Source organism: Bradyrhizobium barranii subsp. barranii, from assembly GCF_017565645.3.
In the GTDB taxonomy this organism is placed as follows: Bacteria; Pseudomonadota; Alphaproteobacteria; order Rhizobiales; family Xanthobacteraceae; genus Bradyrhizobium; species Bradyrhizobium barranii.
The window spans coordinates 5,864,398-5,887,040 of record NZ_CP086136.1 but is presented as its reverse complement, the minus strand read 5'-3'; the positions used below and the strand labels follow the sequence as shown (position 1 = coordinate 5,887,040).

The following is a 22,643-nucleotide window of genomic DNA, read 5'->3' as shown; positions in this document are numbered from 1 at the left end:
AACTCACGCGGCTGCGGCGATGCGCAGGTGATCGGCGATCCAGCGATCGAGATCGGCGAGCGCCAGTGCGCTCATCGCCTGCTTCTTGGCCACCGTCTTCTCGTTGCCGCGCAGGCGGGTGCCGTCGGGTTTCTTCGTCGGAGCGCTCGCGAGCGGCGGGAACAGGCCAAAATTGATGTTCATCGGCTGGAACGAGCGCGTGCCGGGCTCGATGGTTTCGATATGGCCACCGGTGATGTGACCGAGCAGCGATCCCAGTGCCGTCGTAGCAGGCGGGCTCGCCAGCGTTTCGCCGCGCGCATCCGCTGCCGCATAGAGACCGGCGATCAGGCCGACGCTGGCGGATTCCACATAGCCCTCGCAGCCGGTCATTTGACCGGCAAAGCGCAGCCGCGGCTGCGCGCGCAGGCGCAGCTGGCCGTCGAGCAGCTTTGGCGAATTGAGGAAGGTGTTGCGATGCAAGCCGCCGAGGCGGGCGAATTCGGCCTTCTCCAGCCCCGGAATGCTGCGGAAGACGCGTTGCTGCTCGCCGTATTTCAGCTTCGTCTGGAATCCGACGATATTGTAGAGCGTGCCGAGCTTGTTGTCCTGGCGCAGCTGCACGATCGCGTAGGCCTTCGTGGTGGGATCGTGCGGATTGGTGAGGCCGACCGGCTTCATCGGGCCGTGGCGCAACGTCTCGGGGCCACGCTCCGCCATCACCTCGATCGGCAGGCAGCCGTCGAAATAGGGGGTGTTGGTCTCCCATTGCTTGAACTCGGTCTTCTCGCCCGCGATCAGCGCGGCGACGAAGCCGTCATACTGCTCCTTGGTCATGGGGCAGTTGATGTAGTCGGCGCCGGTGCCGCCGGGACCGACCTTGTCATAGCGCGACTGGAACCAGGCCACTGACATGTCGATGGACTCGCGATGCACGATCGGCGCGATCGCGTCGAAGAAAGCGAGCGCGTTCTCGTCGGTCAGCTCGCGAATAGCGTCGGCGAGTGGCGCGGAGGTGAGGGGGCCGGTCGCAACGATGACGTTACTCCAGTCGGCCGGCGGCAGGCCTGAAACCTCGCCGCGGGCGATCTCGATCAGGGGGTGGTCGTTGAGCGCCTTGGTGACGGCCGCCGAGAAGCCGTCGCGGTCGACCGCGAGCGCGCCGCCGGCGGGCACCTGGTTGGCGTCGGCCGCGCGCATGATCAGCGAGCCGAGCCGGCGCATTTCAGCGTGCAGCAGGCCGACGGCGTTGTTGGCGGCGTCGTCCGAGCGGAACGAATTGGAGCAGACGAGCTCGGCGAGCCCATCGGTGCGGTGCGCCTCGGTCATGCGGTCCGGCCGCATCTCGTGCAGCACCACGGGCACGCCGGATTTGGCGACCTGCCAGGCAGCTTCGGAACCGGCAAGGCCAGCGCCGATCACGTGCACAAGGTTGGATTGGGGTCCTGTCATGGGGCGGACAGGTAGCGCTTTTCAGCGGTCAGTGGAATCGCCGAGATGGAGTTTTCTGCCATCAGAAACGACAACGCCCGCACGAGGCGGGCGCTATCGGTTCGTCCGGTGAAGGGCTGAACGAAATCAGCCCTGATACTGACCGGCGGCAACGCGCGGGATGTCCGAGCGATCGAGGCCGATGTCGGCCAGTTCGCGATCGCTGAGCTGGGACAGCTCGGCAACATTGCGCTGATAGTCCCGGAAAGCCTGGATCATGCGGATGAGCGAGAGCAGCATTGGTAGTCTCCTGTAGTTCGATTCAGCCCTTGCCCGGGCCTCATCGTTGAAATGAATATATGTGAGAGTGGTGCAGTGCGAAAGTTCCGATGTTGCGATGCAGCTAAGCGCGAGGTGCATAGCGGTGGTAACGGACGATTAACCCGGGAGCACTCTCGCCCAAAGGGTAGGCGAAATAGGGAATGCTTTGCCGTAAATCACCGTGAATTCACGTGTTTACTGCAACCACTCTTTACCGGTGAAATGGAAATAGGTAGGGTTCCAACTGTTCTCAAGGCGATCAGTCAGCGTCTGCACCCAAGTCTCGCATGCGCGAATCGCATGCTAGCGGAACTATAGAGATGAATATAAATTCATTAAATGAGAGATGCCACGCGACCGGATCCTGCCGATCCGACTCGCTCAGGGCTGGCGGATCACCAGGCGACCGGCCATGGAGCCTGCCGAAACTCACCCTGCCTCGTTTCAGACCGCAGCCGCCTCCTTGGTGCGGTGCACACACGCCGAACGTGTGGCGTTCATTGCAAGGGTGTAATGAAAATCAGAAATTTCGCATGGTGCCTCTGCGCCGCGCGCAACATCACGCAATTCTCGCGAGAAATTTATTGCGGCAAGTTGCCGCGCCCGGAGGAAAGTCATGTCGCAGATTCCGGCAATGTCGCTGGTTCTGTCACAAGAACAAGAGAAGGAAAGTAACATCATGACGAAGTTACTCGGGGTTATCGCAATTGCCGCCGTCGCGTTCGCCGTCGCGCCGGCCCAGGCTGCCAAGCACGCCATGGGCGGCTGCAGCTCGGCCAATCTGGAGAAGACGGAGACCGCGATCGAGAACATGGCCGACGGCGACAGCAAGTTCGTGGCGCAGAAGGAGATCGCGGCTGCGCAGGACGCGCTTCTCAACGGCAAAATGGGTGTGTGCGGCGCGCACCTGAACAAGGCGATGAACGCCACCATGGGGAAGTAAACGCACCAAGAGAGGGCCGATCGCCGGGCGATCGGCCCTACGCGTCCTGTCGGGCGCTATTTAAGGGGCACGTGCGAGCTGGGTCGCGAAATAGGCGACGGTCTTGGAGTAGACTTCGCTCTTGTTCCACTGCTGCAATACCGTAAAATTCGGACTGCCCGGCTGCCAATCCTTGCCGCGCTGCCAGCCGTAGCCCGCGAGATAATTGGCGGTGGAGGCGAGCACGTCGGGCGCGTTGTGCAAGAGGTCGCGTTTGCCATTGCCGTCGAAATCGACGGCGTATTTCATCCAGGACGACGGCATGAACTGGGTCTGGCCGAGCTCGCCGGCCCATGCGCCCTTCATGTCGGCGGGGGCGAGGTCGCCGCGCTGGACGATGCGCAGCGCATCCAGCAGCTCGGCACGAAACTGGTCGGAGCGACGGCAATCATAGGCCAGCGTTGCCAGCGAGCGGATGGTGGCGAACTTGCCGGTGTTGACGCCGAAATCGGTCTCGAGACCCCAGATCGCGACCAGCACCTCGCCGGGCACGCCATAAGTCTGTTCGATGCGGGACAGCACCGAGCCGTACTGCTTCATCATGTTGGAGCCGCGCTGCATGCGCGGCGGCACCATGCGGCCGGAGAACTCCTCGAAGGTCTGGGTGAAGACTTTTTGCGAGCGGTCCCGGTTGAGCACGCTCTGATCGAGCGTCACGCCGGCAAGCCCGGCGGCAACGGCCTGCTGCGAGACGCCCTTGGCCGTGGCGTCGGCTTTGAAGTCCGCGAGCCAGGCGTCGAAATTGCCCGAGCCGCAGGCAACAGCGGCGAGGGCTGGCTGGGCGGTTAGGATTGACGCGGAGAGGGCGAGGGCCGCGAGAGCGAGACGAGAAATCGTCGGGGTCATCAGATGAAATGGATTCCGTGAAGTGATCTGACCGGCGGGCGCAATTTCGATTGTAACCGCGGCCAAAGCAAGGCGTATGACAAGCGCGCAATCCTGCCCGAGCCGAGCCCGGGCAGGATCGCATGTCACGATATCGTCAGGCGTCCGTCCGATTGCGCCAGGGGAAGAGGTTGGCGGGGAAGTCGGCGGCCGGCTTGCGCGGGCGATGCGGCGGGGGCGGCACCGGACGTGCACCGGGCTCCGAGACGATCACCTTGCGGTAGAGGTGCCAGGTGGCGTGGCCGAGCAGGGGGATCACCACGGCAAGGCCAAGGAACGCCGGAATCGTCCCGAGCGCCAGCAGCACCGCGACGAACAGGCCCCAGGCCGCCATCGGCACCGGGTTCTTGGCGACGACGCGCAGCGACGTCACCATCGCCTCGAACGCGCCGGCATGGCGGTCGAGCATCAAGGAGAACGACACGGCGCTGATGCAGAGCGCGGCAAGCGCAAACAGGAAGCCGGTGCCGCAGCCGACCACGATCAGCCACCAGCCTTGCTGGGTCGTCAGCACGCGCGTCATGAAATCAGAGATCCCGGTCGCGCCCTCATAGCCGAACGCCGCGACATAGATCGCCTGAGCGGTCGCAACCCAGGTCACGAACAGAGCGAACAGCAGGGTGCCGAGACCGAGCATGGCGCCGAACGAAGGCGAGCGCAGCACCTCCATGGCATTCCAGGCGCTGGCCTCCTCATAACGTTCGCGCCGGCTGGAGAGCTCATAGAGACCGAGCGCGGCGAACGGGCCGATCAGCGCGAAGCCTGCGGCCAGTGGGAACAACAGCGGCAGCACCGAATAGCCCATCACCGCGCGGGCGAGCACGAGGCCCAGCACCGGATAGATCACGCAGAGGATGATGGCGTGGCTCGGCACCGCCTTGAAATCTTCCCAGCCGCGCCTGAGCGCGTCGTGCAGATCGGACAGTTGGATGGTTCGAATCACCGGTCCAGCCGCATCCGCGGGCTGGGCCACAGTGGGGACATTGCCCGGGTAGAGTGTGGCCATGGTCGCTAGCTCCCTTGCCATGCAGCCGAATTCGGCGCCGGCAACGGCGCAAGCGGCCGCTTTTCTGAGTTTCGCGATTCCGGCCAGACGCGAATTCCGGACGTCATCGCGAACTGAAAGTGGAGCGTACGCCCATTTCCGAGTCCTGTCCCACACGCTTGGTTGAGATTCGATGCCGCACCGCAACCTCAACTATGTCATTCGGTCGTCATTTCGCCGCAGATAAGCTGATGCTGGTTGTCGGTTCGCAGAACTTCGCGGGCGCAACGCAGTAACTTCGTTTATAAGTGCCACTCAAGGCCCTTCCAACGGATCCTTTTCGGGGAGAAGACATGAGCATTTTCGGGAAAATCATGGGCGCGATCTTCGGCAGCCATCCGGCTTCCGCCGCGCCCGCAGGTGGCGCACCCTCGGGTAGCGCGCCCGCCAGCGCCGCGCCGGGCGGATCGGCGCCTGCTGCCGCGCCGATGGCAACCGTTGACGTTGCGGCCATCGTCGACAAGCTGGTCGCTGCCCAGAAGGAGAAGCTGGAATGGCGCACCTCGATCGTCGACCTCATGAAGGCGCTCGACATCGACTCCAGCCTTGCTGCGCGTAAGGACCTCGCCAAGGAGCTCGGCTACAGCGGTGACATGAACGACTCGGCGAGCATGAACGTCTGGCTGCACAAGCAGGTGATGTCCAAGCTCGCCGCCAATGGCGGCAAGCTGCCGCCGGAGATCAAGCACTGACCGATGGCTCGGTCGTAAGCCAGGGGGGGCCGCGATCTCGCGGGCCCCTTTTGCATTCAGGCGACGAGGTCTGCTTCCTCCGGATGCCTGTCGAGATAGTCGACGACGAAGCCGCAGCCGGCGATCACCTTCTTGCCGTCACGGCGGATCAAGTCCAGCGCGCCCTTGACCAGCTCGGATGCAATGCCGCGGCCGCGTAGCGCGCGCGGCGTCTCGGTATGGGTGATGATCACGGCCGACGGCGTCAGCCGGTAATTGGCGAAGGCGATTTCGTTGCCCGCATCGAGCTCGAAGCGACTCCTGTCCTTGTTGTCCCGTACCGCCATGCCAGATCCCTTCGAAGCGCTGCGTGTTCTCTGATCTAGGCGCCTGAACCGGCCCTTGCCAAGGTGCGACCAAGGGAGGTTGCCGCAGGGGAGATATCCGGAAAATGCGTGTCCCGCTCAGCCTCTTGGCGCTGCTTGCGGCGCTCGCCTCGACCGCGCCGGTGTCGGCTGCGGCCGAAGGCGGTCCGGCCTGGGAGGCCTGCGTCGGGCGGGCCAGCACGCCGGACGAGCGCATCAAAGCCTGCTCGACCGTGATCGATACCAGGAGCGAGAGCGGGCAGAGGCTCGCCGGCGCCTATTGCAATCGCGGCCATGGGCTCACCGAGAAACGCGAACTCGACGCTGCGCTGTCCGATCTCGACGAGGCAGTCCGGCTCGATCCCGGCTATGCCTGCGCCTACAACAATCGCGGCCGCGTCTACAGCTTCAAGCGCGATTACGATCGCGCCATCGCCGAATACGACCAGGCCATCAAGCTCGATCCGTCGCTGGTGCAGGCCTACAGCAATCGCGGCGAGGCTCGTTTCAACAAGGGCGACCTCGACGGCGCCATTGCCGATTTCGACGCGGCGATCAAGCGCGATCCCAACTATGTCACCGCCTACGCCAACCGTGGCTTCGTCTATGCCCGCAAGCACGACACGGCGCATGCGCTCGCCGACTACAGCATGCGGATCAAGCTGGCACCGGATCTGATTGCCTATATCGACCGCGGCAACGTCTACCGCGACAGCGAGCAGCTCGATCGGGCCGCCGCCGACTACGGCGAGGCGATCCGCGTCGCGCCGACCGACGCACGCGGCTGGCGCAATCGCGGCATGATCCGGCTCTATCGGGGCGACAACAAGGGCGGCCTCGCCGACTACGACAAGGCGCTGCAATACGATCCCTCCGACGTGTTCTCCTGGAACAACCGCGGCCAGGCCAGGCTGCGCCTCGGCGATAGGCAGGGCGCGATTGCCGATTTTCGGAAGGCGCTGGAATTGCGTCCAGGCCTGCCGTCCGCCCATGATGCACTGCAGAAGCTTGGGGCTCTGTAGCGAGCGTTCGATCAACGCGTGAGCCATAATTCGCTAATGCCGCCTCGCTGGCAAAAAACATCAGTCCGTCTTGCAATCGTGCACCCGGTTCCCCACGTCTCGTTACAGGACATACGCCCGAATGCGGCCGGCACGGTCGCTAGACATTCGGAGTGTCATGATCGCCAGCCGCTGACGTATGCCTCTTTTGGAGGAGGGTACGATGTCGGACTTTAGTTTCATCAAGACTCATCGAACATGGGAAGATTGGTGCGGGATGCTGCTCGGCGCGCTGATTGTCGCATCGCCGTGGTTCCCCATCCAGGATCACTCGCCGATCGTCGAACGCCAGACGATGATCCTGAACACGGTCGCAATCGGCCTCGTCGTATTCGGCCTCAGCCAGCTCGAATATGTCGCGTTGCAGCGCTGGCAGGAGGTGGCGACGATCCTGGTCGGGCTGTGGCTTATCGTCTCGCCCTATGTGTTCGGTTATTCCGGCGAAGGTTTTCTCCGGATCTACCATACGAGTCTGGGAGCGGTAGCGGTGATCCTCGGCGTGCTCCAGCTGTGGCAGGACTGGGATCTTAGTGACCAGGATATGCTGAAGCATGGGCAATAGGCGGTAGATTTGAACAGGCCCGCCGCGCGCTCGGTGGGCCTGCGCTCGCTTAGCTCTTCACCAGATCCGCATACTCCGGATGTTTCTCGATCCACGCCTTCACGAACGGACATTGCGGGATCAGTTTCAAGCCGGCCGCGCGGACCTGGTCGAGCGCGCCTTGCACCAGCTTCGAGCCGACGCCCTTGCCACCGAGCTCCTTCGGCACGTCGGTATGCTCGAAGGTGATGACGTTGCCGTCGAGCTTGTAGTGTTCAGTCGCGAGATGGCCCTCCACCTCCAGCACGAAGCGATGACCGGCCTTGTTATCGATGACGTCGCTCATGGTGTCTCCCGTCAGGTCTTCAACGAGTCCGCCAGCATCTTGCGGATCGACCAGGCCTCGCCGTCGGACGAGCCCTTGATGTCGTCGATCCGCCAGCTGTTGGCCTCGCGCACGAAGTCATAACGCACGATCTGGTCGGCGGGTTTGCGGTCGTTGCGGTGGCCGGTGATGGTCACCGCGATCGTCGCCTTGTCGGCCTCCACCTTCTCCGCGTCAACCTTGAAGGATTTCACGTCCGGTTCCTGCGAGTTGGTGACAGGATCGAAATCGACCGGCCCGACGTCACCTCTCGGCGTATGCGCATCCGCCTTGGCCCACAGCGCGACCAGCGCCCTGGAGAGATATTTTGTTTTGGCCGCCTTGTTCTCGATGACGAAGGCGCCGCCATCGCCTTTGCCCTTGGCTGCGCGCGTGTAGATGGCGGTCAGGATCGCGACGGGATCGCTGGAGACAGGCATCACGGCGGATGCCGGGGAGGCGGTGGCAAGCAGAGAGGCGGCGACGAAGGTCCGACGGGTGAGCATGAAATGTCCCTGAGATAATGCCGTGCGACCGCAGGGCCGGAGCGGCCGGCGTGAGCGCGTATCTCTGTAGACCGATGGAGCGGCCGCTCGATTCAATCGGTCGCTTTGGCGAGCCTGGAATCTTCAGATTGCGGCTGCGGACGGAGGCAACCCTGGCAGATGACGAGGGAGCGGGTGACCTTGGCGTCCTGCTCGGCCTCGATGCCGTCCTGGGCCTGCCACCATTCCTTCGAATAGGGCTGAAGTCCGGCTTGCGACCTGTTGCGCTCGGAGCCGGCGTCGGCGCGCGTGGCACGCGGAGCCCCGGAACGTGGCTGGTTGGGATCCTCGCCGGCGCCGTCCCAGGCATAGCGCGCAGGCTTGAAGGCGGGGTCGGCGGAGAGGTGCGCCTGAGGCGCCACGGCACATCCGGCGAGCGCCAGCGACAACAGGAGGAAGGCGGGCGCTTTGACCATGATGCGGCACTCTGTACGCGAGAACTGGCTGAGGTTGCGCCGATCATGTTTAAAATTCCCTGAACGGTCGCGGCTGCGCCGGCGACAAACGCGAATGCGATATCTGATCCTCCTGCTCACACTGCTCACCACCGCTGCGCGCGCCGATGATGCAAGACCGTTCGATCCCTCCGATTATCCGCCCGCCGTGCAGCAGGCGTTGCGCTACGCCAATGAGGAATGCGACAGTCAGGATGGTAGTCTGGTGACCTTCGCGCCGGACACCGTGCGCAAGATCGATCTGACCGGGGACGGCCGTGAGGACTACATCGTCGATTTCCGCGACACCAAATGCGGGGAGCGCGAGACCACCTATTGCGGAACCGGCGGCTGCGTCATGAACGTCCTGGTGTCTCTGCCCGATGGCAGCGTGCGCCCCGTGTTCGACGGCTATGTCCGCAGCTACAGGATTTTGCCGCCGCCGATGAAGCGTGGCGCGGCGCACACCATTCGTTTCGAACTGCACGGCAGCTATTGCGGCGGTTTCGGTGCGCAGGCCTGCTGGAAGGAGAAGGCCATCACGGCGACGCCGTTTGCGTTCAAGCAGCCGTAGGGCAGATGCGCGACCGGCGGCCTTGCTACGTCGCGTTCGATGGCGATAAATGGGCTGCAAGGAGCGGGCGGCTCGTGCGCCGCCCGCCGTCGAAGAGGAAGCCCGATGCAGCCCCTGCGCATGTCCCGCCGCGTCATGAATCTCGCTCACATGCTGACCCAGAATGCGCGGCGGCATGGGTCGCGTCCTGGTTTCGTCTGGGGTGACAAATCCTGGACCTGGCACGAGATCGATGCACAGGTCTCGGCGCTGGCCGCCGCACTCGCCGCGCGCGGCATCGCCAAGGGCGACCGCATCCTCGTCCATTCCAAGAATGGCGACGAGATGTTCTTCTCGATGTTCGCCGCGTTCCGGCTCGGTGCGGTCTGGGTGCCCACCAATTTCCGCCTGATGCCGGATGAGGTCACCTATCTCGCGCAGGCCTCCGGCGCGAAGGCGTTCCTGTGCCACGTCGATTTTCCCGAGCACGCTGCAGCCGTGAAGGGCGGTGCGCTGGAGTTCACCTGGAGCGTCGACGGCAAGGGCTCGTTCGGCGAGCGCTCGATGGCGGAAGCCATGGCCTCGCAGGCCGGTGCAAGCGTTGCGAACGTCGCCGTCGAGCACGACGATCCCTGCTGGTTCTTCTTCACCTCCGGCACCACCGGCCGCTCCAAGGCCGCGGTGCTGACCCACGGCCAGATGGGTTTTGTCGTCACCAACCATCTCGCCGATCTCACCCCCGGCGTCACGGAAGCGGATGCGTCGCTGGTGGTGGCGCCGCTGTCGCATGGCGCCGGCGTGCATCAGCTGGTGCAGACCGCCCGCGGCGTATGCACCGTGCTGCTGCCGGCGGAGAAATTCGACATCGACGAGGCGTTCCGCCTGATCGAGGCGCATCGGGTCAGCAATCTCTTCACGGTGCCGACGATCCTGAAGATGATGGTCGAGCATCCGGCCGCCGACAAATACGATCATTCCTCGCTGCGTCACGTGATCTATGCCGGCGCGCCGATGTACCGCGAGGACCAGAAGGCCGCGCTGAAGAAGCTCGGCAAGGTCATCGTGCAGTATTTTGGCCTCGGCGAGGTCACCGGCAACATCACCGTGCTGCCGGCTGCGCTGCATGATCCCGAGGACGGGCCCTATGCGAAGATCGGCACCTGCGGCTTCGAGCGCACGGCCATGCAGGTCTCGATCCAGGACGACGAGGGCCGCGAGCTGGCCGCCAACCAGAGTGGCGAGATCTGCGTGATCGGGCCTGCCGTGCTCGCCGGCTACTACGACAACCCCGAGGCCAATGCGAAGGCGTTCCGCGACGGCTGGTTCCGCACCGGCGACCTCGGGCACATGGACGAGGAGGGGTTCGTCTACATCACGGGACGGGCCTCCGACATGTACATCTCGGGGGGCTCCAACATCTATCCGCGCGAGATCGAGGAGAAGATCTTGACGCATCCCGCGGTCGGCGAGGTCGCCGTGCTCGGCGTGCCCGATGCGACCTGGGGCGAGGTCGGCGTCGCCGTCTGCGTCGCGCGCGAAGGCGAGACGCCGGTGAGCGAAGCTGAGATGGCGGCGTTCCTCCTGCAGAAGGTGCCGCGCTACAAGATGCCGAAGCGGTTCTTCTTCTGGGAAGCCTTGCCGAAGTCCGGCTATGGCAAGATCCCGAAGCGCATGGTGCGCGATGAGCTCGAGGCGCGCGGGCTGCTCGATCTCGACAACAAGCAGGCGGGCTGAGCATACGCGATGCGAAGTATCAAGCAGCCGGGCGCGCCTGTCGCCGAACGCATCCAATGGGTCGAGGCGAGGGGGCGCGCGTTCTCGTTCAGGCTCGAAGCGGGTCTGCCGCTGCTCGAAGCCGCGCGGCGTGGTTTTGCGGCAGAGGGGTTTGCCAGTGGCGTGCTGGATTTTGGGAGCGCTGCACTCGGACCATTCGCATACGTGATGCCGGCGCTGTCGAAGACAGGTGAGAACGCGGCGTTCTACAGTGACACTTTTCGCCCCAGCGGCGTGACGCGGACGAAACTCGGCTGCATGACGCTCGGAATGCGCGATGGCGCCCCGTTCTTTCATTGCCACGGGTTCTGGACGGAGGCGGACGGCAAGGCAAGCGGCGGCCACATGCTGCCGGACGAGACTGTTGTCGCCGAGCCGTTCGAGGTCGAAGCGTTCGGCATCGACGGTGCGATGTTCACCGCGGAGCCCGATCCCGAGACCAATTTCAAACTGTTCGGACCGGTGCCCGCTGCGAGCGCCGGAACACATACGACAAGCCGCGCCTTTGCGCTGCGACTGCGGCCCAACCAGGATTTTGCCGGCTGCCTCGAAGGCTTTTGCCGCGCTAACGGCATCGCACGCGCGAAGATTCACGGCGGCGTCGGTTCGACCATCGGCGCGCGCTTCACCCATGGCGGGGTGACCGAGCCGTTCGCGACCGAGCTCGCCGTGACAGCGGGGACGATCGTACAGGGCAGTTCGGGCGCACCGGAGGCGGCGCTCGACATTGCCCTGATCGACTACACTGGCGGCATTGCGGAGGGCCGTCTGATCCGTGGGGATAATCCCGTGCTGATGACCATGGAACTGGTGCTCGAGGTGTTGGGCTAGTACCGGCGAGCGATCATCAGTGAGCACGCAGCTTGGCGATGGCCAAGAACGTGGATTCACTTATCCCTGATATGCCCGAGCTCGATCCTTGAAAGAGGTTGAGCAAGGGAGATTGACCCTGGCCGATGCTCTCGCCGTTTCTGACGTCATACATGGCGGAGAACCGGCTCAACAGTTTTTCAACCTTCGCCGGATCGGAAAGATCCTTGATCTTCATGAATTTGTCCACGACCTTGGCTTGCTGATCGATCTGCATCGAGGCCATCGAGTCAGGCAAATCGAAGGTGGTTCTGAACACCTCTGAAAGAGCCTTGTCGGCAAGGATGTCGTATGCGGACGTGATTTCTCCCGCCTTTCGCTGGAAATAGAGCGCAAGGCGTACGCCGGGATTCGTATCCCCCTGCTGCTGCTCCAGGCTTTGCTGGAGATAGTTCGCCTGTGTTTCCCGGAATTGATCTCTCTTCTGAGGACCCATCATCGGGAGGCGCGCGACGTTGCCCTTGCTGTCGAAGTTGAACGACGCAACGATTTCGGCAAAGCGAGGATCGCTCTGCGTGTTCGCGAAGCTCTTTGGGTTGTTCAGGTCGGAGCTGAAGATCTTCTTGAGAAATTCGGTGCTGACCTTCTTAGGGTCCAAACCCTTGGCCAAGAGAATGAAATCGACCATCGGCCTGTTTGCGAGAAGCTCGGAAACGCTGTCGATGCCTGCGATTGCCTCTTGATAAGCCGTCGCATCTTTCGTGGCTAGTGCCCGAATTGCCTTCTCCTGCTGAGGGCTTGCCTGTTTCAGCGCGGCAATGACGTATTCCCTCGCGATCTGGAGGACCTGAGCCGAGTCTTGAGCCACCAAGGGGGTCGTCAGATTGCCTTTTGCGTCGAAGTTGAAGGCGCGTGCGAGCTCTACGTACCGATTGTCCTTGAGGGTATAGACGTAGCTCTTGGGGTCGTTGACGTCGCTTTCGAGGACTGCCTTGATCGTCGCCTTCGAGACCATTCCGGGATCGAGGCCGACGGCGCCCAGCGCAAAATCATACACGCCAGGTGTCGATACGAACGCCTGGACTGAATTGATCTTGCTGAGGTCCGTTCTGAATTGCTTGATCGCCAAAGCTTCGTATATCGGGCTTGCCGCCGAATAGACGGCGGCCTTGCTGTCGTCGAACCGCTTTTTCGTGATCGCGACATTTGCGGCAGTCTGGGCGGACACGCCTGACGGAAGCGACCCGTCGGGCGAGAACTCGAACGCGCCGGCCAGGTCTACAAACCCGCCAATCGTCGCTATCTGGTCACTGAGGCTAGAAATGCTTTTCGTATATGACTCCAGGTGACTTTTTTCGACCAGGATCTGGATGTTCAACTGGGTCACGTCGGCGCCCGGTTGCGATAGTTGGGCCTTGTAACCGGTTATCTTTAGATCAGCGGCGCTGGCGTCCGATTTGGCTTGAACAAGCTGGGCATTGAGGCCGGTCAACTGAGAAGCGAAGGTGGTGTTGACGTAGCTGTTTGGATCGGACGGATCGCTGCGCAAGACCTGACTTATCGTGTCACCCGGCCACTTGCTTTGATCGATCCCGTATGCCGAGTAGACATAGTTGCGAAGACGGTCGTTGTTCAGGAGTTGGTCTGCACTGCTGATCTTGCCGATTTCAGCGCTGTAGTAATTCGAGTCTACGGCAAGCGCATCGACCTGGCTCTTCTTGGTCGTCGTGTACAGACCGATCATCTCGTCGGTCTGGTCTCCCGATTGCGCAACTGGCGTGGCACTGCCATTGAAGGAGAATGCCGCGGCAAACTCCCGGTAGCGCTTGTCTACCAACTTGTTGACGAAGCTCTTTGGGTCGGAGAGGTCGCTCTCCAGCACCTTCTTCATGAAAGCCTTGGCGTAGGCCATGTCTTCCAGGCCATATGCCTTCATCGCATAATGATACAGGCGATAATCTTTCATAAGATCATCGACGGTCCGCACCTTGCCAATGTTGGCTTTGTAATAGGCGGATTCTCGCGCGACATCGGGTTGCTGTTCAACCCGCGTCAGGGACTGCTTGAGATGGTGCGCAATGTAGTTGTAGCTGAAATACGTTGATACCATCGCGCATTCCTCGCGGCTCTACGGTCCTGGACTTCCGTCAATCATTGCCGGGTCGCGGGGTGGGGGCTGGCCTCATGCCAGCAAGCTGTCTCGCAGCAACGTTTTCTTAAGGCGATTCTTTTCTGCAATCTTAGGTTTTAATTTGCGTCCAAGTGACGCGTGCCGGGTTTTGTTGCTGTATGTTTCTCAGGTGCTGCTTTCGCGAGGATTGTGTTCCTGATATGTTCCAGTCGAAATATCGACCGGAGTGGGTTGGAAGCAGAGCATGAGCCGACGAAGCAATCGCACCATCAACCTGCCGGCGCCGTATCTGAAGCGGGTCTGGCTCGATCCGTCGCAAGTTCGCGATCGCGAGGCTTATCCGTTTTGCCTGCCCATTTTTCCGGATGATTTCGAGCTCAACTTCGACGCCGCCGTCACGATCGTCGTCGGAGAGAATGGCACCGGGAAGTCGACGATCCTCGAGGGTATCGCAGCGCTTGCCGGCTACGACGATGCGGGTGGAGGCAAGGGCTACATGCCCGTCGACCATTCCGAAGCGCGGGAGAAGATGGGCGGCCAGCTCTCCAGGGCTTTGCGCGCAAGCTGGCTGCCGAAGATCACCAACGGCTGGTTTTTTCGCGCCGAGAGTTTTTTCTCGGTGGCGCGATATCTCGACAAGGCCGCACGTGATGCCGGCCAGGCCGGCCCCGACTTCCTGTCGCATTCCCATGGCGAAGGTTTTCTGCGCTTCTTCGAAGAGCGCTGCCAGCGCCAGGGCATCTTCATCTTCGACGAACCGGAATCGGCGCTGTCGCCGGCGCGTCAGATCGAATTCCTGAAGCTCTTGCGACGCATGGACGAGTCCCGCATCTGCCAGGTCATCATGGCAACCCATGCGCCTCTGCTGATGGCCTATCCAAACGCGAGACTGTTGCGGTTGGGCAAATACGGCCTGGAGCCGACGACGGTGGAGCAAACCGATTATTACCGGGTGATGCGCGAATTCTGTGACGATCCGCGCGGGTTCGTGGAGGCGACACTGGCGGAGTAGGCGAGGGCGCGCTCCCACGGCACTCGCTGATGCATGGGCCCCGGCTCTGCAGCGCATCGCCGAAGGGGCGCTGCGCTGCGTCCGGGGCACGAGAGCTGAATTCATCTCGCATCCTATCCAGATCGCACACGCGGCTTCTCGTTCTCGCGGCCTACTGCGCCCGAGCTTTGCTGTGGTCACCGCCCCCAAAAGTGCCGAGGGCGCAGGGAAGGCCGGGTGCCGGCTGGCACCCGCGGTCCACTGTGCGGAAATTGCGCTACGAAGTTTGCACAGTGGCATACAGGTGAAGCCAAACATCCGGCCTTCCCTGCGCAGTGGTTTTACGGCTTATGCCGAGCTCTCCCCGGGGAGCGATGCACTATTGCCCCCGTCACCTTGCGGATGACCGATGTGCGCGCCCGGTCGGGCCGCCACATCACCGCAAGACTTGGCGCACAGGCTCCGGGCGCCAGGACGGCACGGTTTTACCGTACACAGGCTGCACCGGTCGTGTGCGCGCGGCGTTCGCTCACGGTTGCCCGCCCTGCAAACCACCTTCGCGCCGATGCTGGCTGCGTCCACCACGTCCCATCCCGCGTGTCGTGACGATCGCGATAACGCCCCTCGGCTCGGGGTGGCTTTCTATACGATAATCCGAAATACGGATAAAGAGAATTATTTCTGCGTGGTGTGGTTGACCCGCCCATTGGGTGTTTTGCTCGCCGGGCAGCGCAATGGGTGGTTGTGGGACGCGCGAGCGCGCGCCGCAACGCCGCCACGAACAGGTCTCCCCTCGGCCGCAAAATGCGCTACCATGATCTCAGCGCGCCTCAAGTCGCGCACGATCCACGAGACGCATGAGGAAACGAGATGAGGGTGACGATTGGACGGCGCATGGTCATGGGCGCGGTGCTGACTGCCGCGGGCGCGGTGGCTTTGACGGCGGCGTTTGGCCCGGCCTGGGCACATGGGCCGACCCGGCAGAAGGTGCGCGAATCCATCGAGATCAATGCGCCGCCGGCCAAGGTGTGGGCCGCGATCGGCAATTTCCAGGACATGAGCTGGCTCCCGCCTGTTACCAAGACCGAGGGCGAGAAGGGCAATGAGATCGAAGCGACGCGGCGGCTGACCCTGACGGGAGGCGCCACCGTCGATGAGGAACTCTACAAGTTCGACGCTGCCGCGATGACCTATTCCTACCGGATCACCAAGGTGGACGTGAAGGTGCTGCCGGTCACCAATTATTCCTCGACGCTGACGGTGACGCCGAGCGCCGACGGCAAGGGCGCGACGCTGGAATGGGCGGGCGCGTTCTACCGCGGCTTCCCCAACAACGATCCGCCGCCTGAGCTGAGCGACGAGGCCGCGGTGAAGGCGGTGAAGGGGCTCTATCAGGCTGGGCTCGAAGCGCTGAAGAAGAAGATCGAGAGCGGAAGCTGACCGTGCGGGCGGGGATCCTGGCGGCGCTCGCCGCCAGCCTCTGCGCTGCCAGTATTGGCGGCGCGTCCGCCGAAGAGGCATTCGTCACCAACCAGCTCAGCGACGATCTGATGGTCGTGGACCTCGCGACATCGCGCAGCGTCGCGACCATCCCGATCGGGGGCAAGCCGGCCGGCGTGGCCGTCAGCGCGGACGGGCGCTTTGCCTATGTGACGAGCCCCGACGCCAAGGCGGTGACCGTGGTCGACGCCGCAACGCGGCAGGTCTCGGGGCGGATCGAGGTCGGCGGCGGGCCGCTCGGCATTGCCGTGACGCCCGATGGCAAGACGGTCTACGTCGCGGACTGGTATGCGGCGGCGGTGCGGGTGATCGATACGGCCTCGCGCAGTATCACGGCCAGCATCGCGGTCGGCGCATCCCCGTCCGGCCTTGCTGTGACGCCTGATGGCAGGCTGCTGCTCTCGGCGGACCGCGACGACGACAGCGTCTCGGTGGTCGATACCGCGACGCGTGAGCGCAGGGCGATTATCAAGGTCGGCACCCGTCCGTTCGGCGTCACCATCGATGCCGAGGGAAAACGCGCCTACACCGCCAATGTCGGCTCCAACGACGTCTCGGTGATCGACATCGCCGCGAGCCACGAGATCGGCCGCGTGCCGGTCGGGATGCGTCCCTATGCGGTAGCGCTGACGCAAGGGCGCGGCTTCGTCACCGACCAGTATGGCGGCACCGTCAGCGTGTTCGACCTGGCGACGCTGAAGCCGGTCAAGCGGATCAATGTCGGCGACTATCCCGAAGGCATCAATGCGACCGCCGACGGCAAGCGCATCATCGTCGCCTGCTGGGAGAGCAACACATTGAGCATCATCGATGCCACCGAGCTGAAGGTGATTGGCGAGGTCAAGACCGGCGACGGCCCGCGCGCGTTCGGCGCGTTTCTCAGGCGGACGGAGTAGGGGGCGTAGGGTGGGCAAAGGCGCAGCGCGCCGTGCCCACCATCTCTCCGCTGCCTCGGCACGCAATGGTGGGCACGCTTCCGCCTTCGCTCTTCGAGCTACGGTGGACAAGTCGCTTTGCCCACCCTACGGCACCTTCGGCGCGGCAAACGCTTTCAACTTCAGGAAAAAGTCCTTCAGGATCGGGTTGCGATCCACATAGGTCACGTAGCGGATCGGATGCCGCCGGCGGTCGACGCTCCACGTGATCTGATCCGTGAGAACCGGGGCCGGGATGATCACGCTCGGCGCCCAATCGGGATTGAGAAGCCAGCCGACCGGCGCCATGTCCCAGATCTCCTTGGCCCAACCCAGATGGTCGGACGAATAGTCCTTGAAGCGCATGGCGAGGAACGCGCCGATGCTGCCATGTGGTTCGACGTAGCGCTCGATCTCCGGCACCGTGCTGTGAAGGTGCGAGGTGACGCCCTTGCAGGGCACGAGCACGAGCGGCACGCCGCTGTCGAACAGCACCTGCGCGCCGCCGACGTCCTGCTTGAGGTTGAACTCGATCGTGTGCGGCCATTCCAGCGCGTGACCGCCAAGCCAGACCACGACCACGCGGTCGATGATGTCGGGGGCCTTGAGCAGCGCCGAGGCGATATTGCTGATGGCGCCGATGGCAATGACGTAGAGCGGATTGTCAGGGGAGCCTGCGTGCGCCCGGGCCACAAGGTCGTTGACGGCGGGGGCCGCTTGCGCCGTCTTGCCGGGGCCGACATAGTCGGTGACGCCGCGATGGACGAGGCCGTCCGGCGCGACGTCGAGGCGCTCCAGCAGGCGAAGGATTTCCTGGTAGCTCAGCTCCATGCCGTGGCCGGGACTGTCGGCGCGCGTGTTGAACAACGGCGCGGCGTAGATCGCCTCGACGTCGAACCGGTCCTTCGATAGCAGCATCTGCACCAGCGCGAACTGATCGTCGATCTCGTTGTAGGTGTCGGTGTCGAGGACCACGCGCACCTTGCCGACCGGCGGCTCCAGGAGTTTGAGGCGGGCTGCGTCCGAGAGTGTCATCACCGTCTCCTTGGACCGGGCGTGCCGATTGCGGATCAGGCCTTGAGCGAAATCGGGCAGACCACGTCTGCGATCTCATCCATCTGCGCGAACATGTGATCGGGCGCAAGCGCCCGCAGCGCCGCCGGCGCGGCATAGCCCCAACTCACCGCGCCGCAGGCAATCCCCACCGCGCGCGCCGCCTCGATATCGCGGACCTCGTCGCCGATTGAAATGACCTCTGCCGGGACGACACCGGCGCGCCGGATCACGCGGCGAAATTTGGCCGGCTTGCCGAATACTGAGGCGGCGCAGTCGAAATGCGAGAACAGCGCGGCGGCGTCACCCAGCTTCTGTCGCGCATTGGCCTCACTGTCGGAGCTCACGAGCGCCAGCTGCACACCGTTATCGGTGAGCGTCCGCAGCATAGGCTCGACGCCAGGAAACAGCGCAATCTCCGCCGATGCTTCCGCCTTCAACCGCCGTGCATGCCGCGCGATCGCCGGCAGCTTCCACAGCGGCACCTCGAGCCGGCTCAGGATCTCGCGCGTCGAGGCATGCCGCAGCCCCTCGACATCCTCATCCGCAACGCGGCGAAACCCAAAGCGATCGGCGATGTCGTTGATGGTGCGCCGAAACCACGGAAAGCTGTCGGCCAGCGTGCCGTCGAGGTCGAAGATGGCGAGGGAGTAGGGCATTTGAGGAGGGTTTTGGAGTTCGCTGAAAAACGTGATGTGGCGTGCTATTATTTCAGGAGAATTCGAGGACAGTCATGCGACACGAGCGCATTGAAATCAACCCTGCGATCATGGATGGCAAGCTCGTTATCCGTGGGACGCGTGTGCCGGTCGAATTGGTGTTGCGGGAGCTGGGGCTGGCATGACGACCAAGGCCATCATCTCGGAATACCCGCTCTGGCTCGTGAACGAATGCGTGGCAGAGTGTGTCACCGCAATTTGCGCACGTGAACATTGATGTCGAGATCGATGTTGCTGACGCAGGTCTGCGTAGTCCGGTGAGAGCCGCCCTCGTGCCAGTGGCCATCGCGCGTGCGGGCGTTGGTGATATTGGCGAGCTTCAGGCATCGCCATTGCGGCAGCGGTCCGCTGCTCTCGCCGCCAAATTGCCAGGCGAGGACGGCTTCCTCACCCATCTTGTTGGTGCCGATGATGTGGGGGCAGAGCTCGCGATAACGCCCCTCGTAGATGCAGGTTACCTGCTGCTCGGCAAGGATTGCCTTGCGGAAGAGCTTGTAGGTGCGGCTGGGCATCGCGGACACTTGCAGACTTTCCCCGATGATCCCGCGGACGAGGCAGAGTGAATTCTACTCCGCCGCCTCGCTCGTGCTCCGCCGCTTCGGCTTCCGCGCCTTCTTCAGCACCGGCTCCAAAAACTTCCCCGTATAGCTCCGCGGCGCCTTGGCGATATCCTCCGGCGGGCCCCAGGCGACGATTTCGCCGCCACCGTCGCCGCCTTCGGGGCCGAGGTCGATGACCCAGTCGGCGGTCTTGATGACTTCGAGATTGTGCTCGATGACGACGACCGTGTTGCCCTGTGCGACCAGCTCGTGCAGCACCTCAAGCAGCTTCTTGACGTCGTGGAAATGCAGGCCGGTGGTCGGCTCGTCCAGGATGTAGAGTGTGCGGCCAGTGGCGCGCTTGGACAGTTCCTTTGCAAGCTTGACGCGCTGGGCTTCGCCGCCCGACAGGGTCGTCGCCTGCTGGCCGACATGGATGTAGTCGAGGCCGACGCGGTGCAGGGTCTGGAAGGTCTCGCGCACGCGCGGCACCGCCTTGAAGAAGTCGGCGGCTTCCTCGACGGTCATGTCGAGCACGTCGGCGATGCTCTTGCCCTTGAACAGGACCTCGAGCGTCTCGCGGTTGTAGCGCTTGCCCTTGCAGACGTCGCAGGTGACGTAGACGTCGGGCAGGAAGTGCATCTCGATCTTGATGACGCCGTCGCCCTGGCAGGCCTCGCAGCGGCCGCCCTTGACGTTGAAGGAGAAGCGGCCGGGCTCGTAGCCGCGCGCCTTCGCCTCGGGCAGGCCGGCGAACCATTCGCGGATCGGCGTGAAGGCGCCGGTGTAGGTCGCGGGGTTCGAACGTGGCGTGCGGCCGATCGGCGACTGGTCGATGTCGATGATCTTGTCGATGTGCTCGAGGCCCTCGATGCGATCGTGGGGGGCGGCGCCTTCGCTGGCGTTGTTCAGCTTGCGGGCGATGGCCTTGTAGAGCGTGTCGATCAGCAGCGTCGACTTGCCGCCGCCGGAGACGCCGGTGACGGCCGTGAACAGGCCGAGCGGAATCTCGGCCGTGACGTTCTTGAGGTTATTGCCACGCGCGTTGACCACCTTGATGGTGCGGCGATGGTTCGGCGGCCGCCGCTCCGGCACCTCGACCTCGAGCTCGCCGGTGAGATATTTGCCGGTGAGCGATTTCGGGTTGCGCATGATCTCGGCGGGCGTGCCTTCGGCGACGATGTTGCCGCCGTGCATGCCGGCGCCGGGCCCGATGTCGAGGACGTAGTCGGCAAGCAGGATCGCGTCCTCGTCATGCTCGACCACGATCACGGTGTTGCCGAGGTCGCGCAGGCGCTTCAGCGTATCGAGCAGGCGGGCGTTGTCGCGCTGGTGCAGGCCGATCGAGGGCTCGTCCAGCACGTAGAGCACGCCAGTCAGTCCCGAGCCGATCTGCGAGGCGAGGCGGATGCGCTGGCTCTCGCCGCCGGACAGCGTGCCGGAGGAGCGGGACAGAGTGAGGTAGTTGAGGCCGACGTCGAGCAGGAAGGTGAGGCGCTCGCGGATCTCCTTGAGGATGCGGCCGGCGATCTCGTTCTGCTGCGTGTTCAGCGCTTCGGGCACGGTCTCGAACCATTCGCCGGCCTTCCTGACCGACAGCTCCGAGATCTCGCCGATATGCTTGCCGCCGATCTTGACGCAGAGCGCCTCGGGCTTCAGCCGGAAACCCTTGCAGCCCTCGCAGGGGACGTCGTGGAAATACTTTGCGAGCTCCTCGCGCGCCCACTCGCTCTCGGTCTCGCGATAGCGGCGGTTGATGTTGGTGATGACGCCCTCGAACGGCTTCTTGGTGTCGTAGGAGCGGACGCCGTCCTCGTAGGAGAACTTGATCTCGTCCTCGCCCGAGCCAAGGAGGATCGCGTTCTGCGTCTTCTTCGGCAGATCCTTCCATTTGGTGGTCAGCGTGAACTTGTAGTGCTTGCCGAGCGCGGTCAGCGTCTGAATATAGTAAGGCGACGACGACTTGGCCCAGGGCGCGATCGCGCCCTTACCGATGGGGAGCTCCTTGTCGGGGATGACGAGGTCTTCGTCGACATGCTGCTCGACGCCGAGGCCGCCGCAGGCCGGGCAGGCGCCGTAGGGATTGTTGAACGAGAACAGGCGCGGCTCGATCTCCGGAATCGTGAAGCCGGAGACGGGGCAAGCGAATTTTTCGGAGAACAGGATGCGCTCGGGTCCGCTCTTGTCGTGAATTTTTGCGGTCTTCTTCTTTTCTTCGGCTTGTGCAGCCGCTGCAGGCGCATCGGCGAACTCGACGACGGCGAGGCCCTCCGCGAGCTTCAGCGCGGTCTCAAAGCTTTCGGCGAGGCGCTGGCCGATGTCGGCGCGCACCACGATGCGGTCGACCACGACGTCGATGTCGTGCGGAAATTTCTTGTCGAGCGTCGGCGCCTCCGCGAGCTCATGGAAGGTGCCGTCGATCTTGACGCGCTGAAAGCCCTTCTTGAGCCATTCGGCGAGCTCCTTGCGGTACTCGCCCTTGCGGCCGCGGACGACGGGGGCGAGCAGATAGAGGCGGGTGCCTTCGGGCAGCGCCAGCACGCGGTCGACCATCTGCGAGACGGTCTGGCTCTCGATCGGCAGACCCGTGGCGGGCGAATAGGGCACGCCGACGCGCGCCCAGAGCAGGCGCATGTAGTCGTAAATCTCGGTGACGGTGCCGACGGTCGAGCGCGGGTTCTTCGACGTCGTCTTCTGCTCGATCGAGATCGCCGGCGACAGGCCGTCGATCTGGTCGACATCAGGCTTTTGCATCATCTCCAGGAACTGACGCGCATAGGCCGACAGCGATTCGACGTAGCGGCGCTGGCCCTCGGCATAGATGGTGTCGAAGGCGAGCGAGGATTTGCCGGAGCCGGATAGCCCCGTGAACACCACCAGCTTGTCGCGGGGGATCTCGACGTCGACATTCTTGAGGTTGTGCTCGCGCGCGCCACGGATCGTAATTGCGCGCAGGCTGGATCCCGCGTTCTGCTGTTGGCGCTTCGCCTTGATCACTTCATCCATCCGAGTTGCCCTCAAGGAATCCAAAGGTGC

General features: G+C 63.4%; 24 protein-coding genes. 11 read left to right on the top strand and 13 right to left on the bottom strand.

The window, feature by feature from the left end:
- Positions 1-3: 3 nt before the first annotated feature.
- Positions 4-1,431: a methylenetetrahydrofolate--tRNA-(uracil(54)-C(5))-methyltransferase (FADH(2)-oxidizing) TrmFO gene (gene trmFO, locus J4G43_RS28465; protein ID WP_208087005.1), complete on the bottom strand. Its 1,428-nt coding sequence runs from the start codon at positions 1,429-1,431 to the stop codon at positions 4-6.
- A gap of 126 nt (positions 1,432-1,557) precedes the next feature.
- Positions 1,558-1,710, bottom strand: coding sequence for a DUF1127 domain-containing protein (locus J4G43_RS28460; protein WP_007590701.1), 153 nt, complete (start codon positions 1,708-1,710; stop codon positions 1,558-1,560).
- Between the two features lie 637 nt (positions 1,711-2,347).
- Between J4G43_RS28460 and J4G43_RS28455 the strand changes: the two genes are divergently transcribed.
- Positions 2,348-2,674 (top strand): hypothetical protein, encoded by a 327-nt coding sequence (locus J4G43_RS28455; RefSeq protein ID WP_071913656.1) that lies wholly within the window; start codon positions 2,348-2,350, stop codon positions 2,672-2,674.
- A 60-nt stretch (positions 2,675-2,734) separates the two neighbouring features.
- Here the strand turns inward: J4G43_RS28455 and J4G43_RS28450 are convergent, their stop codons facing one another.
- Together J4G43_RS28450 and J4G43_RS28445 are read right to left on the bottom strand one after the other, a co-directional pair.
- Positions 2,735-3,559, bottom strand: coding sequence for a lytic murein transglycosylase (locus J4G43_RS28450; RefSeq protein WP_208087004.1), 825 nt, complete (start codon positions 3,557-3,559; stop codon positions 2,735-2,737).
- 136 nt (positions 3,560-3,695) lie between these two features.
- On the bottom strand, positions 3,696-4,604 hold the full coding sequence (locus J4G43_RS28445) for a DUF2189 domain-containing protein (RefSeq protein WP_208087003.1): 909 nt from the start codon (positions 4,602-4,604) through the stop codon (positions 3,696-3,698).
- A 332-nt stretch (positions 4,605-4,936) separates the two neighbouring features.
- Here J4G43_RS28445 and J4G43_RS28440 point away from each other — a divergent pair, with 332 nt between their 5' ends.
- Positions 4,937-5,335, top strand: coding sequence for a DUF3597 domain-containing protein (locus J4G43_RS28440; protein ID WP_028156132.1), 399 nt, complete (start codon positions 4,937-4,939; stop codon positions 5,333-5,335).
- A gap of 56 nt (positions 5,336-5,391) precedes the next feature.
- On the opposite strand, the gene J4G43_RS28435 is transcribed toward J4G43_RS28440, so the two are convergent.
- Positions 5,392-5,661: a GNAT family N-acetyltransferase gene (locus tag J4G43_RS28435; RefSeq protein ID WP_014495087.1), complete on the bottom strand. Its 270-nt coding sequence runs from the start codon at positions 5,659-5,661 to the stop codon at positions 5,392-5,394.
- Between the two features lie 104 nt (positions 5,662-5,765).
- Here J4G43_RS28435 and J4G43_RS28430 point away from each other — a divergent pair, with 104 nt between their 5' ends.
- On the top strand, positions 5,766-6,701 hold the full coding sequence (locus J4G43_RS28430; protein WP_208087002.1) for a tetratricopeptide repeat protein: 936 nt from the start codon (positions 5,766-5,768) through the stop codon (positions 6,699-6,701).
- Positions 6,702-6,903: 202 nt separating this feature from the next.
- The gene (locus J4G43_RS28425) at positions 6,904-7,302 is read left to right on the top strand and encodes an SPW repeat protein (RefSeq protein ID WP_063986354.1); all 399 of its coding nucleotides are present in this window, start codon (positions 6,904-6,906) and stop codon (positions 7,300-7,302) included.
- Positions 7,303-7,351: 49 nt separating this feature from the next.
- Here the strand turns inward: J4G43_RS28425 and J4G43_RS28420 are convergent, their stop codons facing one another.
- The 3 genes from J4G43_RS28420 to J4G43_RS28410 form a co-directional block, all read right to left on the bottom strand.
- Complete coding sequence (locus J4G43_RS28420) at positions 7,352-7,627, bottom strand: GNAT family N-acetyltransferase (protein ID WP_208087001.1); 276 nt, start codon at positions 7,625-7,627, stop codon at positions 7,352-7,354.
- Positions 7,628-7,638: 11 nt separating this feature from the next.
- On the bottom strand, positions 7,639-8,151 hold the full coding sequence (locus J4G43_RS28415) for a DUF3828 domain-containing protein (protein ID WP_208087000.1): 513 nt from the start codon (positions 8,149-8,151) through the stop codon (positions 7,639-7,641).
- Positions 8,152-8,243: 92 nt separating this feature from the next.
- Positions 8,244-8,606, bottom strand: coding sequence for a hypothetical protein (locus J4G43_RS28410; RefSeq protein WP_014495092.1), 363 nt, complete (start codon positions 8,604-8,606; stop codon positions 8,244-8,246).
- A 94-nt stretch (positions 8,607-8,700) separates the two neighbouring features.
- On the opposite strand from J4G43_RS28410, the gene J4G43_RS28405 reads away from it, so the two are divergent.
- The 3 genes from J4G43_RS28405 (at position 8,701) to J4G43_RS28395 (ending at position 11,781) form a co-directional block, all read left to right on the top strand.
- The gene (locus tag J4G43_RS28405) at positions 8,701-9,198 is read left to right on the top strand and encodes a hypothetical protein (RefSeq protein WP_208086999.1); all 498 of its coding nucleotides are present in this window, start codon (positions 8,701-8,703) and stop codon (positions 9,196-9,198) included.
- A 105-nt stretch (positions 9,199-9,303) separates the two neighbouring features.
- Positions 9,304-10,911: an acyl-CoA synthetase gene (locus J4G43_RS28400; protein ID WP_208086998.1), complete on the top strand. Its 1,608-nt coding sequence runs from the start codon at positions 9,304-9,306 to the stop codon at positions 10,909-10,911.
- Between the two features lie 9 nt (positions 10,912-10,920).
- Positions 10,921-11,781: a PCC domain-containing protein gene (locus J4G43_RS28395; protein ID WP_208086997.1), complete on the top strand. Its 861-nt coding sequence runs from the start codon at positions 10,921-10,923 to the stop codon at positions 11,779-11,781.
- Positions 11,782-11,797: 16 nt separating this feature from the next.
- On the opposite strand, the gene J4G43_RS28390 is transcribed toward J4G43_RS28395, so the two are convergent.
- Positions 11,798-13,870 (bottom strand): DUF1217 domain-containing protein, encoded by a 2,073-nt coding sequence (locus tag J4G43_RS28390; RefSeq protein WP_208086996.1) that lies wholly within the window; start codon positions 13,868-13,870, stop codon positions 11,798-11,800.
- 265 nt (positions 13,871-14,135) lie between these two features.
- Between J4G43_RS28390 and J4G43_RS28385 the strand changes: the two genes are divergently transcribed.
- The 3 genes from J4G43_RS28385 (at position 14,136) to J4G43_RS28375 (ending at position 17,278) form a co-directional block, all read left to right on the top strand.
- Positions 14,136-14,903, top strand: coding sequence for an AAA family ATPase (locus J4G43_RS28385; RefSeq protein ID WP_208086995.1), 768 nt, complete (start codon positions 14,136-14,138; stop codon positions 14,901-14,903).
- 849 nt (positions 14,904-15,752) lie between these two features.
- Positions 15,753-16,322, top strand: a complete 570-nt coding sequence (locus J4G43_RS28380) for an SRPBCC family protein (RefSeq protein WP_063983150.1) — start codon at positions 15,753-15,755, stop codon at positions 16,320-16,322.
- Between the two features lie 2 nt (positions 16,323-16,324).
- Positions 16,325-17,278, top strand: coding sequence for a YVTN family beta-propeller repeat protein (locus J4G43_RS28375; RefSeq protein WP_208086994.1), 954 nt, complete (start codon positions 16,325-16,327; stop codon positions 17,276-17,278).
- A 126-nt stretch (positions 17,279-17,404) separates the two neighbouring features.
- Here the strand turns inward: J4G43_RS28375 and J4G43_RS28370 are convergent, their stop codons facing one another.
- Together J4G43_RS28370 and J4G43_RS28365 are read right to left on the bottom strand one after the other, a co-directional pair.
- Positions 17,405-18,331: a nucleoside hydrolase gene (locus tag J4G43_RS28370; RefSeq protein WP_208086993.1), complete on the bottom strand. Its 927-nt coding sequence runs from the start codon at positions 18,329-18,331 to the stop codon at positions 17,405-17,407.
- 35 nt (positions 18,332-18,366) lie between these two features.
- Positions 18,367-19,008, bottom strand: a complete 642-nt coding sequence (locus J4G43_RS28365) for an HAD-IA family hydrolase (RefSeq protein ID WP_208086992.1) — start codon at positions 19,006-19,008, stop codon at positions 18,367-18,369.
- A 74-nt stretch (positions 19,009-19,082) separates the two neighbouring features.
- On the opposite strand from J4G43_RS28365, the gene J4G43_RS28360 reads away from it, so the two are divergent.
- Positions 19,083-19,193, top strand: a complete 111-nt coding sequence (locus tag J4G43_RS28360) for a DUF433 domain-containing protein (protein WP_225005170.1) — start codon at positions 19,083-19,085, stop codon at positions 19,191-19,193.
- A 63-nt stretch (positions 19,194-19,256) separates the two neighbouring features.
- On the opposite strand, the gene J4G43_RS28355 is transcribed toward J4G43_RS28360, so the two are convergent.
- Together J4G43_RS28355 and uvrA are read right to left on the bottom strand one after the other, a co-directional pair.
- A complete protein-coding gene (locus J4G43_RS28355) occupies positions 19,257-19,589 on the bottom strand; it encodes a hypothetical protein (protein ID WP_208086991.1) in 333 nt (110 codons plus the stop codon).
- Between the two features lie 45 nt (positions 19,590-19,634).
- Positions 19,635-22,613, bottom strand: a complete 2,979-nt coding sequence (gene uvrA / locus J4G43_RS28350) for an excinuclease ABC subunit UvrA (RefSeq protein WP_208086990.1) — start codon at positions 22,611-22,613, stop codon at positions 19,635-19,637.
- Positions 22,614-22,643 lie beyond the last annotated feature (30 nt).

What these genes read in the sequence shown, in the direction of transcription:
- J4G43_RS28385 (WP_208086995.1), top strand. Translation starts at nt 14,136, where the DNA reads ATGAGCCGACGAAGCAATCGCACCATCAACCTGCCGGCGCCGTATCTG.
- J4G43_RS28455 (WP_071913656.1), top strand. Translation starts at nt 2,348, where the DNA reads ATGTCGCAGATTCCGGCAATGTCGCTGGTTCTGTCACAAGAACAAGAG.
- trmFO (WP_208087005.1), bottom strand. Translation starts at nt 1,431, where the DNA reads ATGACAGGACCCCAATCCAACCTTGTGCACGTGATCGGCGCTGGCCTT.
- J4G43_RS28440 (WP_028156132.1), top strand. Translation starts at nt 4,937, where the DNA reads ATGAGCATTTTCGGGAAAATCATGGGCGCGATCTTCGGCAGCCATCCG.
- J4G43_RS28410 (WP_014495092.1), bottom strand. Translation starts at nt 8,606, where the DNA reads ATGGTCAAAGCGCCCGCCTTCCTCCTGTTGTCGCTGGCGCTCGCCGGA.
- J4G43_RS28460 (WP_007590701.1), bottom strand. Translation starts at nt 1,710, where the DNA reads ATGCTGCTCTCGCTCATCCGCATGATCCAGGCTTTCCGGGACTATCAG.
- J4G43_RS28400 (WP_208086998.1), top strand. Translation starts at nt 9,304, where the DNA reads ATGCAGCCCCTGCGCATGTCCCGCCGCGTCATGAATCTCGCTCACATG.
- uvrA (WP_208086990.1), bottom strand. Translation starts at nt 22,613, where the DNA reads ATGGATGAAGTGATCAAGGCGAAGCGCCAACAGCAGAACGCGGGATCC.
- J4G43_RS28425 (WP_063986354.1), top strand. Translation starts at nt 6,904, where the DNA reads ATGTCGGACTTTAGTTTCATCAAGACTCATCGAACATGGGAAGATTGG.
- J4G43_RS28405 (WP_208086999.1), top strand. Translation starts at nt 8,701, where the DNA reads ATGCGATATCTGATCCTCCTGCTCACACTGCTCACCACCGCTGCGCGC.
- J4G43_RS28395 (WP_208086997.1), top strand. Translation starts at nt 10,921, where the DNA reads ATGCGAAGTATCAAGCAGCCGGGCGCGCCTGTCGCCGAACGCATCCAA.
- J4G43_RS28380 (WP_063983150.1), top strand. Translation starts at nt 15,753, where the DNA reads ATGAGGGTGACGATTGGACGGCGCATGGTCATGGGCGCGGTGCTGACT.
- J4G43_RS28365 (WP_208086992.1), bottom strand. Translation starts at nt 19,008, where the DNA reads ATGCCCTACTCCCTCGCCATCTTCGACCTCGACGGCACGCTGGCCGAC.
- J4G43_RS28420 (WP_208087001.1), bottom strand. Translation starts at nt 7,627, where the DNA reads ATGAGCGACGTCATCGATAACAAGGCCGGTCATCGCTTCGTGCTGGAG.
- J4G43_RS28430 (WP_208087002.1), top strand. Translation starts at nt 5,766, where the DNA reads ATGCGTGTCCCGCTCAGCCTCTTGGCGCTGCTTGCGGCGCTCGCCTCG.
- J4G43_RS28360 (WP_225005170.1), top strand. Translation starts at nt 19,083, where the DNA reads ATGCGACACGAGCGCATTGAAATCAACCCTGCGATCATGGATGGCAAG.
- J4G43_RS28445 (WP_208087003.1), bottom strand. Translation starts at nt 4,604, where the DNA reads ATGGCCACACTCTACCCGGGCAATGTCCCCACTGTGGCCCAGCCCGCG.
- J4G43_RS28370 (WP_208086993.1), bottom strand. Translation starts at nt 18,331, where the DNA reads ATGACACTCTCGGACGCAGCCCGCCTCAAACTCCTGGAGCCGCCGGTC.
- J4G43_RS28390 (WP_208086996.1), bottom strand. Translation starts at nt 13,870, where the DNA reads ATGGTATCAACGTATTTCAGCTACAACTACATTGCGCACCATCTCAAG.
- J4G43_RS28435 (WP_014495087.1), bottom strand. Translation starts at nt 5,661, where the DNA reads ATGGCGGTACGGGACAACAAGGACAGGAGTCGCTTCGAGCTCGATGCG.
- J4G43_RS28450 (WP_208087004.1), bottom strand. Translation starts at nt 3,559, where the DNA reads ATGACCCCGACGATTTCTCGTCTCGCTCTCGCGGCCCTCGCCCTCTCC.
- J4G43_RS28415 (WP_208087000.1), bottom strand. Translation starts at nt 8,151, where the DNA reads ATGCTCACCCGTCGGACCTTCGTCGCCGCCTCTCTGCTTGCCACCGCC.